13 protein-coding genes are annotated in these 13,642 nt (G+C 70.9%); 10 read left to right on the top strand and 3 right to left on the bottom strand.

Translation table 11 applies throughout. The features are described from left to right. Window positions 1-199: 199 nt before the first annotated feature. Genes BFF78_RS18755 through BFF78_RS18740 form a run of 4 tightly spaced genes read left to right on the top strand, consistent with a single transcriptional unit; the run spans window position 200 to window position 5,314 of the window. Window positions 200-964, top strand: coding sequence for a redox-sensing transcriptional repressor Rex (locus BFF78_RS18755; protein ID WP_069779422.1), 765 nt, complete (start codon window positions 200-202; stop codon window positions 962-964). Next, window positions 961-2,649, top strand: a complete 1,689-nt coding sequence (locus tag BFF78_RS18750; protein WP_069779421.1) for a glutamyl-tRNA reductase — start codon at window positions 961-963, stop codon at window positions 2,647-2,649. The genes BFF78_RS18755 and BFF78_RS18750 overlap by 4 nt, the downstream gene beginning before the upstream one ends. Then, a complete protein-coding gene (hemC, locus tag BFF78_RS18745; protein ID WP_069779420.1) occupies window positions 2,646-3,605 on the top strand; it encodes a hydroxymethylbilane synthase in 960 nt (319 codons plus the stop codon). The genes BFF78_RS18750 and hemC overlap by 4 nt, the downstream gene beginning before the upstream one ends. Continuing rightward, entirely contained in the window at window positions 3,602-5,314 is a 1,713-nt protein-coding gene (locus BFF78_RS18740) for a bifunctional uroporphyrinogen-III C-methyltransferase/uroporphyrinogen-III synthase (protein WP_069779419.1), read from the top strand. Before hemC ends, BFF78_RS18740 begins: the two co-directional genes overlap by 4 nt. Before the next feature lie 36 nt (window positions 5,315-5,350). On the opposite strand, the gene BFF78_RS18735 is transcribed toward BFF78_RS18740, so the two are convergent. After that, on the bottom strand, window positions 5,351-5,530 hold the full coding sequence (locus BFF78_RS18735; protein WP_069779418.1) for a DUF397 domain-containing protein: 180 nt from the start codon (window positions 5,528-5,530) through the stop codon (window positions 5,351-5,353). Then, a complete protein-coding gene (locus tag BFF78_RS18730; RefSeq protein ID WP_069779417.1) occupies window positions 5,527-6,357 on the bottom strand; it encodes a helix-turn-helix domain-containing protein in 831 nt (276 codons plus the stop codon). Before BFF78_RS18730 ends, BFF78_RS18735 begins: the two co-directional genes overlap by 4 nt. Before the next feature lie 115 nt (window positions 6,358-6,472). Here BFF78_RS18730 and BFF78_RS18725 point away from each other — a divergent pair, with 115 nt between their 5' ends. The 4 genes from BFF78_RS18725 (at window position 6,473) to BFF78_RS18710 (ending at window position 9,864) form a co-directional block, all read left to right on the top strand. Then, complete coding sequence (locus tag BFF78_RS18725) at window positions 6,473-6,952, top strand: ATP-binding protein (RefSeq protein WP_418346762.1); 480 nt, start codon at window positions 6,473-6,475, stop codon at window positions 6,950-6,952. A gap of 233 nt (window positions 6,953-7,185) precedes the next feature. Next, window positions 7,186-8,145 (top strand): helix-turn-helix domain-containing protein, encoded by a 960-nt coding sequence (locus tag BFF78_RS18720; RefSeq protein WP_069779415.1) that lies wholly within the window; start codon window positions 7,186-7,188, stop codon window positions 8,143-8,145. Next, entirely contained in the window at window positions 8,142-9,101 is a 960-nt protein-coding gene (locus BFF78_RS18715) for a DNA-processing protein DprA (protein ID WP_227025870.1), read from the top strand. Before BFF78_RS18720 ends, BFF78_RS18715 begins: the two co-directional genes overlap by 4 nt. A gap of 13 nt (window positions 9,102-9,114) precedes the next feature. Next, window positions 9,115-9,864, top strand: coding sequence for a hypothetical protein (locus BFF78_RS18710; RefSeq protein ID WP_069779413.1), 750 nt, complete (start codon window positions 9,115-9,117; stop codon window positions 9,862-9,864). Window positions 9,865-9,920: 56 nt separating this feature from the next. On the opposite strand, the gene BFF78_RS18705 is transcribed toward BFF78_RS18710, so the two are convergent. Beyond that, on the bottom strand, window positions 9,921-10,913 hold the full coding sequence (locus tag BFF78_RS18705; RefSeq protein ID WP_069779412.1) for a phospholipase D-like domain-containing protein: 993 nt from the start codon (window positions 10,911-10,913) through the stop codon (window positions 9,921-9,923). 266 nt (window positions 10,914-11,179) lie between these two features. Between BFF78_RS18705 and hemB the strand changes: the two genes are divergently transcribed. Together hemB and BFF78_RS18695 are read left to right on the top strand one after the other, a co-directional pair. Continuing rightward, window positions 11,180-12,172 (top strand): porphobilinogen synthase, encoded by a 993-nt coding sequence (gene hemB / locus BFF78_RS18700; RefSeq protein WP_069779411.1) that lies wholly within the window; start codon window positions 11,180-11,182, stop codon window positions 12,170-12,172. Between the two features lie 181 nt (window positions 12,173-12,353). Further along, window positions 12,354-13,571, top strand: a complete 1,218-nt coding sequence (locus BFF78_RS18695) for an aminotransferase-like domain-containing protein (RefSeq protein ID WP_069779410.1) — start codon at window positions 12,354-12,356, stop codon at window positions 13,569-13,571. Window positions 13,572-13,642: the final 71 nt, after the last annotated feature.

The following is a 13,642-nucleotide window of genomic DNA, read 5'->3' as shown; positions in this document are numbered from 1 at the left end:
GCCCCCAGTAACGAAGGAACGTCGGTGTGTATGCGCCGGTTCCCGCCGAGGGCGCCCCGGTTGCGTGACCCCGGTCACTTCTGCCGGGCAAATCGGACACCATCTTTGTGCACGCGTTCACAAAGACATAGCCTGCTGTCGACGGGGCGGTCTGGGGACGTATGACCGCCTGCAGCCCCGCTCTACCCGCAGGAGCACCGTGGCAACTGGCCGAACACACCGACCGGCGACCCGAAGCCGAGGGATTCCCGAGGCCACCGTCGCTCGCCTTCCGCTGTACCTCCGAGCCCTGACCGCGCTGTCGGAGCGCTCGGTACCCACGGTCTCCTCCGAGGAGCTCGCGGCCGCGGCGGGGGTCAACTCCGCCAAGCTGCGCAAGGACTTCTCCTACCTGGGCTCCTACGGAACGCGCGGTGTCGGCTACGACGTGGAGTATCTCGTCTATCAGATCTCCCGTGAACTCGGCCTGACCCAGGACTGGCCGGTTGTGATCGTCGGTATCGGTAACCTCGGCGCCGCCCTCGCCGGTTACGGCGGTTTCGCCTCCCGCGGCTTCCGGGTCGCCGCGCTGATCGACGCCGACCCGGCGCTCACCGGCAAGCCGGTCGCGGGCATCCCCGTGCAGCACACCGACGACCTCGAGAAGATCATCAAGGACAACGGGGTCTCCATCGGCGTGATCGCCACCCCGGCCGGCGTCGCCCAGCAGGTCTGCGAGCGGCTCGTGGCCGCCGGGGTCACCTCCATCCTGAACTTCGCGCCGACCGTGCTGTCCGTCCCGGACGGCGTCGACGTGCGCAAGGTCGACCTCTCGATCGAACTCCAGATCCTCGCCTTCCACGAGCAGCGCAAGGCCGGCGAGGAGACCGCGGCCGGTGACGTCGGCTCCGTGCCCGCCGCCACCCGTGACGCTTCCACCGATCAGGGGCCCGACGGGGACGTACCCGCCGTGATGCCGGCATGAGTCTCCTCGTCGTCGGACTGAGCCACCGCAGCGCGCCGGTCAGCGTGCTGGAGCGGGCCGCGCTGAGCGCGGACGCCCAGATCAAGCTGCTCCAGGACACGGTCGCCGCCGAACCGGCCACCGAGGCGGCGGTGCTCGCCACCTGCAACCGCATCGAGCTGTACGCCGACGTGGACAAGTTCCACGCCGGTGTCGCCGAGCTGTCCACACTGCTCGCCCGGCACAGCGGCCTCGGCCTGGAGGAGCTGACCCCCTACCTGTACGTGCACTACGAGGACCGGGCCGTGCACCACCTGTTCTCGGTGGCCTGCGGCCTGGACTCGATGGTCGTCGGCGAGGGGCAGATCCTCGGGCAGATCAAGGACTCGCTGGCCACGGCGCAGGAACTGCACACCGCGGGCAAGCTGCTGAACGACCTGTTCCAGCAGGCCCTCAGGGTCGGCAAGCGCGCCCACTCCGAGACCGGCATCGACCGCGCCGGCCAGTCCCTGGTGACGTTCGGGCTGGAGCAGCTGGCCGCCGGCGGTGCCGTACCGGCATGGGCGTCCGGCCGGAAGGCGCTGGTCATCGGCGCCGGGTCGATGTCCTCCCTGGCCGCGGCCACGCTCGCGCGGGCCGGGGTCGCCGAGGTCGTCGTCGCCAACCGCACCTTCGAGCGTGCCGAGCGGCTCGCACAGATACTCACGGAGGCCGACGACAACGCGGTGACCGCCCGCGCGGTACGGATGGATGCCGTGCCGGGCGAGCTGACACGTGCCGACGTCGTCGTCTCCTGTACCGGGGCGACGGGCCTGGTGCTCACGGCGGAGATGGTCGCGCAGGCGGTCGAGGGCCGTACGGGCGCTCCTGTCGCCGAGCTCGCCGACAGCGGTCGTACGACCCCGAAGGCCGCCGCCTCCCCGGCGCCCACCGGCGCCGGCACCGACGAGAACTGCCCGCTGGACCTGGCCGCCGTACAGCCCGGCTTCTCCCTGATGGGCGAGGCCGCCGTCGCCGGTATGGACGCGGCCACCCTGGAGCAGCACGCTGCCTGGGTGGCGGGCGGGACGATCGACCGCACGGGCCGCCGCAGCCCCGAGGCGGACGCCGAGCTGATCAGCGCGCTCGCCGCGACCGCCGCCACCGTCGGCCGGGTCCCCGAGCGGCGCAAGCCGGAGCCGCCGGCCGAGCGCCCGGCGCCCTTCTTCTTCCTCCTCGACCTCGCCATGCCCCGCGACATCGACGCGGCGGTGCACCGGCTGGCCGGGGTGCGGCTGGTGGACATCGAGTCGCTGGCGGAAGCCTCCGCCGACGCCCCGATGGCGGCCGATGTGGACCAGGTCCGGCGTATCGTCTCCGACGAGGTCGCGGCCTTCGGCGCGGCACAGCGGGCGGCGCACATCACGCCGACCGTCGTCGCGCTGCGCACCATGGCCGCCGACGTCGTCGCCGGTGAGATCGCGCGGCTCGACAGCCGCCTGCCCGACCTGGACGAACGCCAGCGCGGCGAGATCCGCCAGGCCGTGCACCGCGTCGTCGACAAGCTGCTGCACGCGCCGACCGTACGGGTCAAGCAGCTCGCGGCCGAACCCGGCGGCGCCGGGTACGCGGACGCGCTGCGCACCCTGTTCGACCTCGACCCCGAGACGGTCGCCGCCGTCTCCCGGGCCGGGGACAGCACAGACAAGAAGGACCGACCGGCATGAGTGACAAGGCATTGCGACTGGGGACCAGGCGGAGCAAGCTCGCCATGGCCCAGTCCGGCCAGGTGGCGGAGGCCGTCCGCCAGGTGACCGGGCGGCCCGTCGAGCTGGTCGAGATCACCACCTACGGCGACGTCTCCCGCGAGGCGCTCGCGCAGATCGGCGGCACCGGCGTGTTCGTCACGGCGCTGCGCGACGCGCTGCTGAAGGGGGAGGTCGACTTCGCGGTTCATTCGCTCAAGGACCTCCCGACCGGGCAGCCCGCGGAGCTGGTCCTGGCCGCCGTTCCGGTGCGCGAGGATCCCCGGGACGTGATCGTCGCCCGGGACGCGCTGAAGCTCACGGACCTGCCGCGGGGCGCCCGCATCGGCACCGGTTCGCCGCGCCGCATGGCGCAGCTGAACGCGTACGCGCGCGCCCACGGCCTGGACATCGAGACGGTCCCGATACGCGGCAACGTCGACACGCGCATCCGGTACGTCCATGACGGCGAACTCGACGCGGTCGTGCTGGCCGCCGCCGGACTGAACCGGATCGGCCGGATCGACGAGGTGACCGACTTCCTGTCGGTCGACACGGTTCTGCCCGCCCCCGGCCAGGGGGCACTCGCGATCGAGTGTGCCGCGGACAACGCGGACCTCATCGCTGCGCTCGGCGAACTCGACGACCCCTTCACCCGGGCCGCCGTGACCGCCGAACGGTCACTGCTCGCCGCCCTGGAAGCCGGCTGCAGCGCCCCCGTGGGCGCGCTGGCCGACTTGCTGGCCGACGGGCAGATTGTCAAGGAAATGCGCCTGCGCGGCGTCGTCGGCACGACCGACGGCACCCGCATGGTGCAGCTGTCCACCACCGGTCCCGTGCCCCAGACGCACGAGCAGGCGCTGGCACTCGGTCGCGAACTCGCCACCGAGATGCTCGCCCAGGGCGCGGCCGGTCTGATGGGGGAGCGAGCACATTGAGCCCCACCGCCCTTCCTGCCGCCGGTCCTGAACACGGGCACGTCACCTTCCTCGGTGCCGGACCCGGAGATCCGGGACTGCTGACTCTGCGCGCCGTGGAGGCGCTGTCGAACGCGGACGTCCTGGTCGCCGAGCACGAGGTGCTCGACGTGATCCGGACGCACGCCCGACAGGGCGTCTCCGTCGTGCAGATGGACGCCGATCCCTCTTCGGTCTCGCCGCCGGGCACGGGCACGCCCCAGCTGACGGTCGTTGACGGCACGTCAACAACCGCCGCTGTCCCGGCCGCTGCCCGGGATGCCGCTCATCTTGTCATGGAGGCTGCGCGGGGCGGCAGGCGGGTCGTCCGTGCGGTGTCCGGGGACCCGGGACTTGATACGTACGCGGCCGAGGAAATGCTCGCCTGCGCCGCCGCCGGGGTTCCGTTCGAGGTGGTGCCCGGTGTCGCGGCGGCGGTCGGCGTGCCCGCGTACGCCGGTGTGCCGCTGCGGGACGCCGAGGGCGCGGACGTCCGTTTCGTGGACGCCCGGACCGCCTCCGACCGGTGCTGGACGGAGGTGGGCGCCTCCGACGGCACGGTGGTCGTCTCCACGACCCTGGACGCGGTGGCGGCAGCGGCGGGCGAACTGGTCTCGGCGGGCCGCAAGCCCGACACCCCCCTGTCGGTCACCATCGCGGGTACGACGACCCGCCAGCGCACCTGGACGGCGACGCTCGGCACGATCGCGCAGACGCTGAAGCAGGCGAAGGTGCTGCCGTCCCCGGACGGCGGCCGGCCGGTCATAGCCGTGGTCGGCGAGCGTTCCGCCGCCGCCCGGCGCGACCAGCTGTCGTGGTTCGAGTCCAAGCCGCTGTTCGGCTGGAAGGTGCTCGTGCCGCGGACGAAGGAGCAGGCGGCGTCGCTCTCCGACCAGCTGCGGTCCTACGGCGCGGTGCCGCACGAGGTCCCGACGATCGCGGTGGAGCCGCCGCGCACGCCCCAGCAGATGGAACGTGCCGTCAAGGGCCTGGTGACGGGCCGGTACGAGTGGATCGCCTTCACGTCGGTGAACGCGGTGAAGGCGGTCCGGGAGAAGTTCGAGGAGTACGGCCTTGATGCTCGGGCTTTTGCGGGTATCAAGGTGGCTGCGGTGGGCGAGCAGACCGCGAAGGCGCTGGTCGCGTTCGGTGTGAAGCCGGACCTGGTGCCGAGCGGCGAGCAGTCGGCGGCGGGTCTGCTGGAGGACTGGCCGCCGTACGACCCGGTGTTCGACCCGATCGACCGGGTGTTCCTGCCGCGTGCCGACATCGCCACCGAGACCCTGGTCGCCGGGCTGATCGAGCTGGGCTGGGAGGTCGACGACGTCACCGCCTACCGGACGGTCCGCGCCTCGCCTCCGCCGGCCGAGACCCGCGAGGCGATCAAGGGCGGCGGCTTCGACGCGGTCCTCTTCACGTCGTCGTCCACGGTCCGCAACCTGGTGGGCATCGCGGGCAAGCCGCACAACGTGACGGTGATCGCGTGCATCGGCCCGGCCACGGCGAAGACGGCCGAGGAGCACGGGCTGCGGGTGGACGTCATGGCCCCGGAGCCGTCCGTCCACAAGCTGGCCGAGGCGCTGGCCGACTTCGGGCTGAAGCGGCGGGCTGCCGCCGTGGAGAACGGGGATCCGGTGACGCGGCCTAGCGAGCGTCGGCCGGGGGCGCGGAGGCGGCGCTCGACGACCTGAGGTGCGGCGGGTGCCCTGTCCAGGGCACCCGCACGCTCAGTGCTCAGCGGCGTACGGCAGGAAGGTCGCCCACGCGGTGGGGGCGAGGGCGAGGCGGGGGCCGGTGGGGTTCTTGGAGTCGCGGACGAGGATGTGGTCCCGATCGGGGGCGGCCACCTCGATGCAGTCAGGGCCGTCAGGCGTGCTGTAGCTGCTCTTTATCCACTCCAGCTTCATGTCTCTCCAAGTACTTTCTCGATGAAGGACAGTGACTCCCGAGGGGTGAGAGCCTGTGCGCGGATGATCCCATAGCGGATGTCCAGCACCTGAACCTCTTTCGGGTCGGTGATCACGCGGCTGACGAGTTGGACCTCGTTGTGTCCGACAGTGCTGCCGTCCCGCAGCCGCAGCAGCCTGAACGAACCCGCCAGACCGGCGTTGTCCTCCCGGTCCAAGGGCAGGACCTGCAAGTCGACGTTCCTGAACCGACCGGCGTCCAGCAGGTGTTCGAGCTGACTTCGCATGACCATCCTGCCACCGACGGGGCGCCGCAGCGTCGACTCACATTGGACGAAGCTGAAGACTCGCAGCGGCGCTTCGGCGAGGATGTCCTGGCGTGCCAGGCGGGCGGCCACCTGTTGTTCCAATTCCTCTTCGGTGAACGGAGGCCGTCGGGTGGCCATGGACGCGCGCACGTACTCCTCCGTCTGCAACAGCCCATGGATCACGGAGTTGTTGTAGGCACACAGCTCGACCGCCTCCGCCTCCAGTTTCTTCAGGTCCCGCACCTTCTTCGGGTACCGGACCTCGGCCAGGTCCTTCTTCATCGCGGCGATCCTGCCGCCCGCGCCCAGCACCTCGTCCGCCGCGTCCAGGTACTCCGGCCGGGGAATCCGCCGCCCCCGCTCCACGGAGGAGACCAGCTCCTCGCCGTACCCGATGGACGTCCCGAACTCCGCCTGGGTGAGGCCGGCCGCCTCCCGCCACAACTTCAGCTGCCGTGAGACCGTCCGCATCACGGCCCCGGCCTCGTCGTCCTCCAGCCCTGCATCCCAGGCGCTCACCTACGCCGTCCTCCCGTCACCACTCCCGTACGGCCCGGACGCAACCGGACACCGCACGGACAGCCCCCGTCCGCACGGGCTGCCATTCTTCGCAGGCTAAGCACGCGCGGACACGCTGAGTGACGTGAACGAGCAAATCTCCACCCTCCACACCTCGGCGCGCCAGTTCTGCGTACCTCTCTCCGCGACCCGGCGTGGCGCCCGCCTCGGCCGGCTGCTGGCAACCGAGCAACTGCGCTCCTGGGGGCTGCCGTTGGACCCCGCTCGGCTGATCGTCGCCGAGCTGACGGCGAACGCCGCGCTGCACGGCCGGGTTACCGGCCGGAGCTTCCGTTTGGCGCTCTCGGTCACGCCGCGACTTCTGCGTATCGAGGTGACCGACACCCGGGGTGATCACCTGCCCGCCCGCCGGACCGCAGCCGACGTACCTGCCGAGTCCGGCTACGGGCTGCTGCTGATCGAGGAGCTGGCGGACCGCTGGGGTGTGCGGCAGGGACCGGTGCCGTGCAAGACGGTCTGGGCGGAACTGGATCTGGCGACCGGCGCCGGGAAGTACGTGCTCCGGTCGCACGCGGGCCGGGGCTTCGGGCCGTAAAAGACCAAAGAACCCTGGGAAAAAAACCAACCAACCAAACCAAACCTCGCGCAGGTCACTCGCGCGGGTGAAACGGGTCGGTCTGGCTGGCGCGGCGGCGGCTCGGGCGTGCAGTCTCACCCCGAGGCAATTGCCTCCGTCACAACTCCACAAGCCCACACATGCATCGGCCCCCGCCGGGACGGCAATCCCAGTGCGAGGGCCTGACCAACGAGGAAGAAAGCACCTTCCCCATGGCTGAGAAGAAGCGTAACGCTGCCCTGCGCCCGATTCCGGGTGTTCGGCGATCCACCACTCCCTCCGGTGTCACCCACGTACGCACGTACCAGTCCGGCCAGTACGTGGTCGTCGGCAACCACCTCGCCCAGCACCGCGAGCTGTCGCTGACCGCCATCGGCCTGGCGACCCACATCCTGTCGGTGCCCGAGGGCACCCCCGTCGACATCCGCAGTCTCGCGGACCGCTTCCCCGAGGGACGGGACCGGATCGCATCCGCGCTGCGCGAGCTGGAAGCGCACGGCTATCTGGCACGGGTCCGCGAGCACACGGAGTCGGGCCGCCTGGTCACACGGACGTACGTCCACCACGCCCCTGTCCCGGATCGCGCCGCCGCCGTCGCGCCCTTGCGTGTGGCCGGGCGTCCGGCTCCGACGACTGGTACCCGTGACCGTCGGCCCGAGGCAGGCACGGAGGTAACGGGAACGCCCAGGGAGGACGACCAAGCGCCCCACCGGGACGCGCCCGAACCCGAAGCCGGGCGGAAGGAGCGCGGCCCCCGCGACCGGCGTCACGCCAGGGCCGTTGCCCTCCTCGCGGGGCTGCGCCGCACCGACGAACGCCTCACCCTCTCCCAGCGGCAGGTGGACCGACTCGCTCCCGCCGTCGCAGCGTGGTTCGCGGTCGGGATCACTGAGGCCGCCGTTCACCGCGCGCTGAGTGCCGGTCTCCCTGAGGACATGCCGCACCCGGCCGGTGTGCTCGCCTACCGTCTCCGCGCGATGCTGCCGGTACCGCTCCCCGCCCGCCGCACGCCCCCACCGACCACCGGGGTGGCCACCGGACCAGCCCGTCGATCCGATCCTCTTCAGAACTGCGACGGCTGCGACCGCGCCTTCCGCTCCCCACACCCCGGCCGCTGCCGTGAGTGTCGCGCGGGCCGGACGGTGCCTGGCGAGGGCCTGTGCGTCGCATGAGCCTGCTGTACGGGCCCGTGGGCCTGGCGCAAGCCGCCTGCGTCAGGGGGAGCGGTTCCTATACTTGCGGCATGGATCAGGAGCTGGAGCGAGCCGCCCTCGTCGCGCTGCTGCGGCGCGGTGATCGCTCCTGGTCCGAGGTCACCGACCAGGTGGAGACGGTCGGAAGCGCCCGGGATGTTCTCGAATGCTCACTCGATCTCTCGGGGCAGGGAACGCTCTTTGACACCGGGCCCTCAGTTGATCTGGAGAAGGTCGCGGCGGAGATCGCCGACTGGGAGCGCGAGGGCATGCGGCTGGTCACGATCCTCGATCCTGACTATCCGCTCTACCTGAGGCTGGTCCATCAGCGTCCCCCTCTGCTCTTCCTCCGGGGAACGACGGCCGACGACGACCTGCGTGTCGCTGTCGTCGGTACCCGCTCGCCCACTCCGGAGGGCGTCGCCCATGCCCGTGCGATCGCGGGTGGTCTCGCCGAGCGAGGTGTCACCGTTGTCAGCGGTCTGGCGGCAGGCATCGACACCGCCGCGCACGGCAGTGCCCTGGCCGCCGGTGGCCGAACCGTCGCCGTGATCGGCACCGGTCTGCGCCATGTCTACCCGGCTCAGAACGCAGGGCTCCAGCAGGAGATCGCCGAGAAGGGGCTGTTGATCTCGCAGTTCTGGCCAGACGCTCCTCCCTCGAAGACGTCCTTCCCCATGCGCAACGCGGTGATGAGCGGTTACAGCCTGGCCACCGTCGTGATCGAGGCCGCCTACCGCAGCGGCGCCCGGATGCAGGCCCGACTCGCGTTGGAGCACGGCCGCCGGGTGTTCCTCATGCGTTCTCTGATGACTCACGAATGGGCGAGGGAGTACGCCACCAGGCCCAACACGACTGTCATCGACGGTCCGGAGGACGTCTTTTGCCGCCTCGACTCCCTCGTCCCCACCACGGGCGAGCTGACCTGGACCTGACCGGCGGACCAGCGTGGCAACCGTCGTCGGGCTGTCCGCCCGCTACGCCAACTTCCTGGTCCATCCGCTGCTGCCCGGCCCGGGCGTGTGTCGGGTCTGCCGAGGTCCCGCCAAGGTCGGTTATCGAACCTGTCTGCGGTGCAACGAGGCCGCCAAGCTTCTCGGAGCGGGAATGGCCGACGCCGTCGTTCCTGTCAGCCTGGCCCTCAAGGGCGAGCAGTATGCCAATGAGCTCTGGCGCTACAAGAACGCGGTGGGCCCTCAGCAGCAGTACTTCCGCATGGGGCTGGCTGCCGTTCTGTGGCGTTTCCTGGCCATGCACGAGGAGTGCATCAGGACTCACTGCGCAGTGCCCTCGTTCGACATCGTGACGACGGTCCCCAGCACCAGCGGGCGTGCGGATCATCCCCTTCGTGCCATGGTCGCCGAAATGGCCGGGGCCACCCGGGACCGCCATCGCGACCTGCTCGCACCGACACCGGAAGCCGCCGACCTGGGCAGGGCGGCCTCTTCCAGGCGCTATGCGGCAGCGGCGCTCCGGGGTGAGAACGTCCTGCTCATCGACGACACCTGGGCCACGGGCAACCATGCGCAGTCTGCGGCCGCCGCGCTGAAAGCGGCCTGGGCCGGCAGCGTGGCCACCGTGGTTCTCGGTCGCCACCTCAACATCGACTACGGCAACACGGCCGAGCACGTCGCGCAGGCGCGATTACGCCGCTTCTCGTGGGACACCTGCCCGCTGCGTCCCTGGGGCCACTCCTGATCAGAGGTCACGTGAGGCCGGGCGGGCGCTGGCGGTGCCCGCCCGGCCGGCCAGAGCTACGCCGCCTTGCCGCCCGCGTAGTCGCTGTTGAACGTCGTCTCGATCGTCTGGGCCACCGGCTCGGCGACGCCCGTGCCGGTCAGGATGATGCCCAGCTCCCGGTTGTTGCTCAGGGAGTTGCTGCTGATGTTCATAGAGCCGGCCTCGACCTCCTGGGTGGTCAGGCCGTAGTCGGCGACCATGGCCTTGGCATGGATGAAGAAGCCGTTGGGGTCGGAGTAGCCGACGACCGTGCCGCCGGCCGCTTTGACGGCGGAGACCTCGCTGGAGTAGCTGGAAGGATTCTCCAGGACCACGCGGACCTTCACGCCCGCCTTGGCGCGCGCGACGATCGCGTTGACCACCGTGCTGTCGCTGAACTCCAGTTCCTCCACGTCCAGGCTCTTGGTCGCGGAATTGACGAAGGACACCAGGCGGTTGCGGGAGTCGGTGGGGGACCACAGCAGGTGGTCGCCGTCGGTGGGGGTGATCGAGGACGCCGTGTAGTCGGCGTTGAAGACCTTCTCGATGGAGGCGACGTCGCGCGTGTCGTCGGTGAAGACGCCGTAGTCGCGGCTGGTCGTGTAGTACTGGGCCGTCAGATTGCCGGTCATGACAAGGGACTTGACGCCGTCGACGGTGATCGTCTTCTGGTGGGTGTAGACGAACGCCGAGGACGACCAGACCACGCCTACGCCCGCGTTGGTCAGGGACGTGTACGCCGCGTTGTTGGCGGTCTTGTGCTGGCGGTCGAGGATGACGCGGACCGTGACGCCCTTGTTCTTCAGGGCTATGAGGTCGTTGACGGCCGTGGTGTCCTCCAGCTCGTACATGGTCATGTCGAGCGTGCTGGCGGCCGAGTCGATGAAGTCGTAGATCGTGGGCTGGCTGCCGGTCTGGGAGAAGGCGAACGCCGAGTAGCTCGCGGCGTTCGCGGGGACCGCGGTGGCGACGACGGCGGTACCGGCGGTCAGGGCGATGGCCGCGCGGGTGAGGACCTTCCGCAGCATGCGTGACTCCTAGGCTCACGGGCGAGGAGGGGTGGCGCGCGCATGACACCACGCGCGTAGAACGCTGGGGAGGGGGTGCGGAGTGAACTCGGCGTTACCACCAGGGACAAGGGGCGGGCATTGCGGACACCGCGCAGATGGGAAGCGGTTCGAGGAAAGGTCGAGCTACCGCAAAAACTTCGTCCGGGGCGGGCCCGCCGTGCCGGGCGGGGTCAGCCGACAGGGCGTCGGCAAATGTGGGGGACGGGCGGGCGTAGCGTAGAGGGATGACGAAGTACGGATCGTTTCCCGGTACCCGTCCCCGGCGACTGCGGACCTCGCCCGTCATGCGGCGCATGGTCGCCGAGACGCGGCTGCACCCCGCCGACTTCATCCTCCCCGCCTTCGTCCGCGAGGGCGTCAGCGAGCCCGTGCCGATCGCCGCGATGCCCGGTGTCGTCCAGCACACCCGCGACAGTCTGAAGAAGGCCGCGCTGGAGGCCGTGCAGGCCGGGGTCTCCGGGATCATGCTGTTCGGCGTGCCGGAGGAGAGCAAGAAGGACGCCGTCGGGACCGCGGGCACCGATCCGGACGGGATCCTTCAGGTCGCCATCCGGGACGTGCGCGCCGAGGTCGGCGACGACCTGCTCGTCATGTCCGACCTGTGCCTGGACGAGACCACCGACCACGGGCACTGCGGGGTCCTCGACGCCGAGGGCCGTGTCGACAACGACGCGACCCTGGAGCGGTACGCCGAGATGGCCCAGGTGCAGGCCGACGCCGGCGCCCATGTCGTCGGGCCCAGCGGGATGATGGACGGGCAGATCGGCGTCGTCCGCGACGCGCTCGACCAGATCGGGCGCGAGGACGTGGCGATCCTCGCCTACACCGTCAAGTACTCGTCCGTCTTCTTCGGCCCCTTCCGCGAGGCCGTCGCCTCCTCGCTCCAGGGCGACCGCAAGACCTACCAGCAGGACCCGGCCAACTGGCGCGAGTCCCTGCGGGAGCTGTCCCTCGATCTGGAAGAGGGCGCGGACATGGTCATGGTCAAGCCGGCCGGGCCGTACCTCGACATCCTCGCCCGGGTCGCGGACGCCGTGGACGTGCCCGTCGCCGCCTACCAGATCTCCGGCGAGTACTCGATGATCGAGGCCGCCGCCGAGAAGGGCTGGATCGACCGCGACCGCGCCATCTTCGAGACCCTGACCGGTATCAAGCGGGCCGGGGCGCGCAACATCCTCACCTACTGGGCGACCGAGGCGGCGCAGAAGCTGCGCTGACCTGGCGGACGCGGGTCGCGGACGGGCCGGCGTCGGTGTTCGGCGTGCGGCCCTGACGGCGTGGGAAGCGGCGCCGGGCAGGGACGGACACGAACCGGCTGTCCGGATCGCGGAATTACGGGTGTAGGCGGCACGCACTTCTCTAGCCTGACGGCTCCCGGAGCCGAAGGAGAGCCGCGCCATGACCGTCGCCGAGCCTGCCCCTGCCCTTGCCGCGCCGACACGCGCCCCCGCCCCGCGGCTCGCCGCCCGCGCCCGCAGCGTGGGCGGTTCGCCCGTGCGGGACATCCTCGCGGTCACCGCGCGCCCCGAGGTGATCAACTTCGCGGGCGGGCTCCCGGCACCGGAACTCTTCGACCGGGACGGTATAGCGGCGGCGTTCGAGGAGGTGCTGGCACAGACCCCGGCGCAGGCGCTGCAGTACTCCACGACCGAGGGCGAGCCCACGCTCCGGGCGGGCCTGGCCGGGCGCATCACCGCCCGGGGCCTGCCGACCGACCCCGACGACCTGCTCGTCACCACCGGCTCCCAGCAGGCCCTGTCCCTCCTCGCGACGGCCCTGCTCGAACCCGGCGACACGGTCCTGGTGGAAAACCCCTGCTACCTGGCGGCGCTTCAGGTCTTCGGGCTCGCGGGAGCGCGCGTGGTGGCCGTGCCGGGGGATGAAGACGGTGTGGATCCGGTGGCCCTGGAGGAGGCGATCCGCCGTGAACACCCCAAGTTGCTCTACCTTGTCCCCACCTTCCACAACCCCACCGGCCGTACGATGCCCGCGCCGCGCCGCGCGGAGATCGCCACCGTGGCCGCCCGCGAGGGCCTGTGGATCGTCGAGGACGACCCGTACGGCGAACTCCGCTACGACGGTGAGCGCGTCCCCTGGATCGCCTCCCTGCCCGGCGCCGAGGACCGGACCGTCCTGCTCGGCTCCTTCTCCAAGGTGATGGCCCCCGGACTGCGCCTCGGCTGGCTGCGCGCGCCCGCTGAGCTGCGCCGGGCGTGCGCGGTCGCCAAGCAGGCGGCGGACCTGCACACTGCGACGCTCAACCAGCTCGCCGCCGCCCGCTATCTGGACGTCCTGGACGCCCATGTGGCGCGGGTGCGGGCCGTGTACGGCGAACGCCGGGACGCCATGCTGGCGGGCCTGCCGGCCGCCCTCCCGCCCGGCTCGCGGTGGAACCGGCCCGAGGGCGGCATGTTCCTCTGGGCGCGGCTGCCGGAGTCGTACGACACCCTCGCCCTGCTGCCCCGCGTGGTCGAGCAGAACGTGGCCTACGTCCCCGGCGCGCCCTTCTACGCCGGCGCCCCCGACCCCTCCACCCTCCGCCTGTGCTTCGTCACCCAGACCCCGGAGGAGATCGCGGAGGGGCTGCGCAGGCTGGAACGGGGGCTCGGCGGCTGACCTACGCGACCCGCTGCCCGCTATGTGTGAAGTGCCCTGTCCTGTAGGGGGGTCTCCGGTTGTGGGTGGGT

The sequence above is a fragment of the Streptomyces fodineus genome (genome assembly GCF_001735805.1).
GTDB classification, from domain to species: Bacteria; Actinomycetota; Actinomycetes; order Streptomycetales; family Streptomycetaceae; genus Streptomyces; species Streptomyces fodineus.
This window is presented reverse-complemented; position numbering and strand designations above follow the sequence as displayed.

Bases quoted from the DNA above. Each gene is read 5' to 3' on its own strand.
- BFF78_RS18715 (WP_227025870.1), top strand. From the start codon at position 8,142: ATGAGCCTGCTGTACGGGCCCGTGGGCCTGGCGCAAGCCGCCTGCGTC.
- hemC (WP_069779420.1), top strand. From the start codon at position 2,646: ATGAGTGACAAGGCATTGCGACTGGGGACCAGGCGGAGCAAGCTCGCC.
- hemB (WP_069779411.1), top strand. From the start codon at position 11,180: ATGACGAAGTACGGATCGTTTCCCGGTACCCGTCCCCGGCGACTGCGG.
- BFF78_RS18705 (WP_069779412.1), bottom strand. From the start codon at position 10,913: ATGCTGCGGAAGGTCCTCACCCGCGCGGCCATCGCCCTGACCGCCGGT.
- BFF78_RS18695 (WP_069779410.1), top strand. From the start codon at position 12,354: ATGACCGTCGCCGAGCCTGCCCCTGCCCTTGCCGCGCCGACACGCGCC.
- BFF78_RS18735 (WP_069779418.1), bottom strand. From the start codon at position 5,530: ATGAAGCTGGAGTGGATAAAGAGCAGCTACAGCACGCCTGACGGCCCT.
- BFF78_RS18720 (WP_069779415.1), top strand. From the start codon at position 7,186: ATGGCTGAGAAGAAGCGTAACGCTGCCCTGCGCCCGATTCCGGGTGTT.
- BFF78_RS18750 (WP_069779421.1), top strand. From the start codon at position 961: ATGAGTCTCCTCGTCGTCGGACTGAGCCACCGCAGCGCGCCGGTCAGC.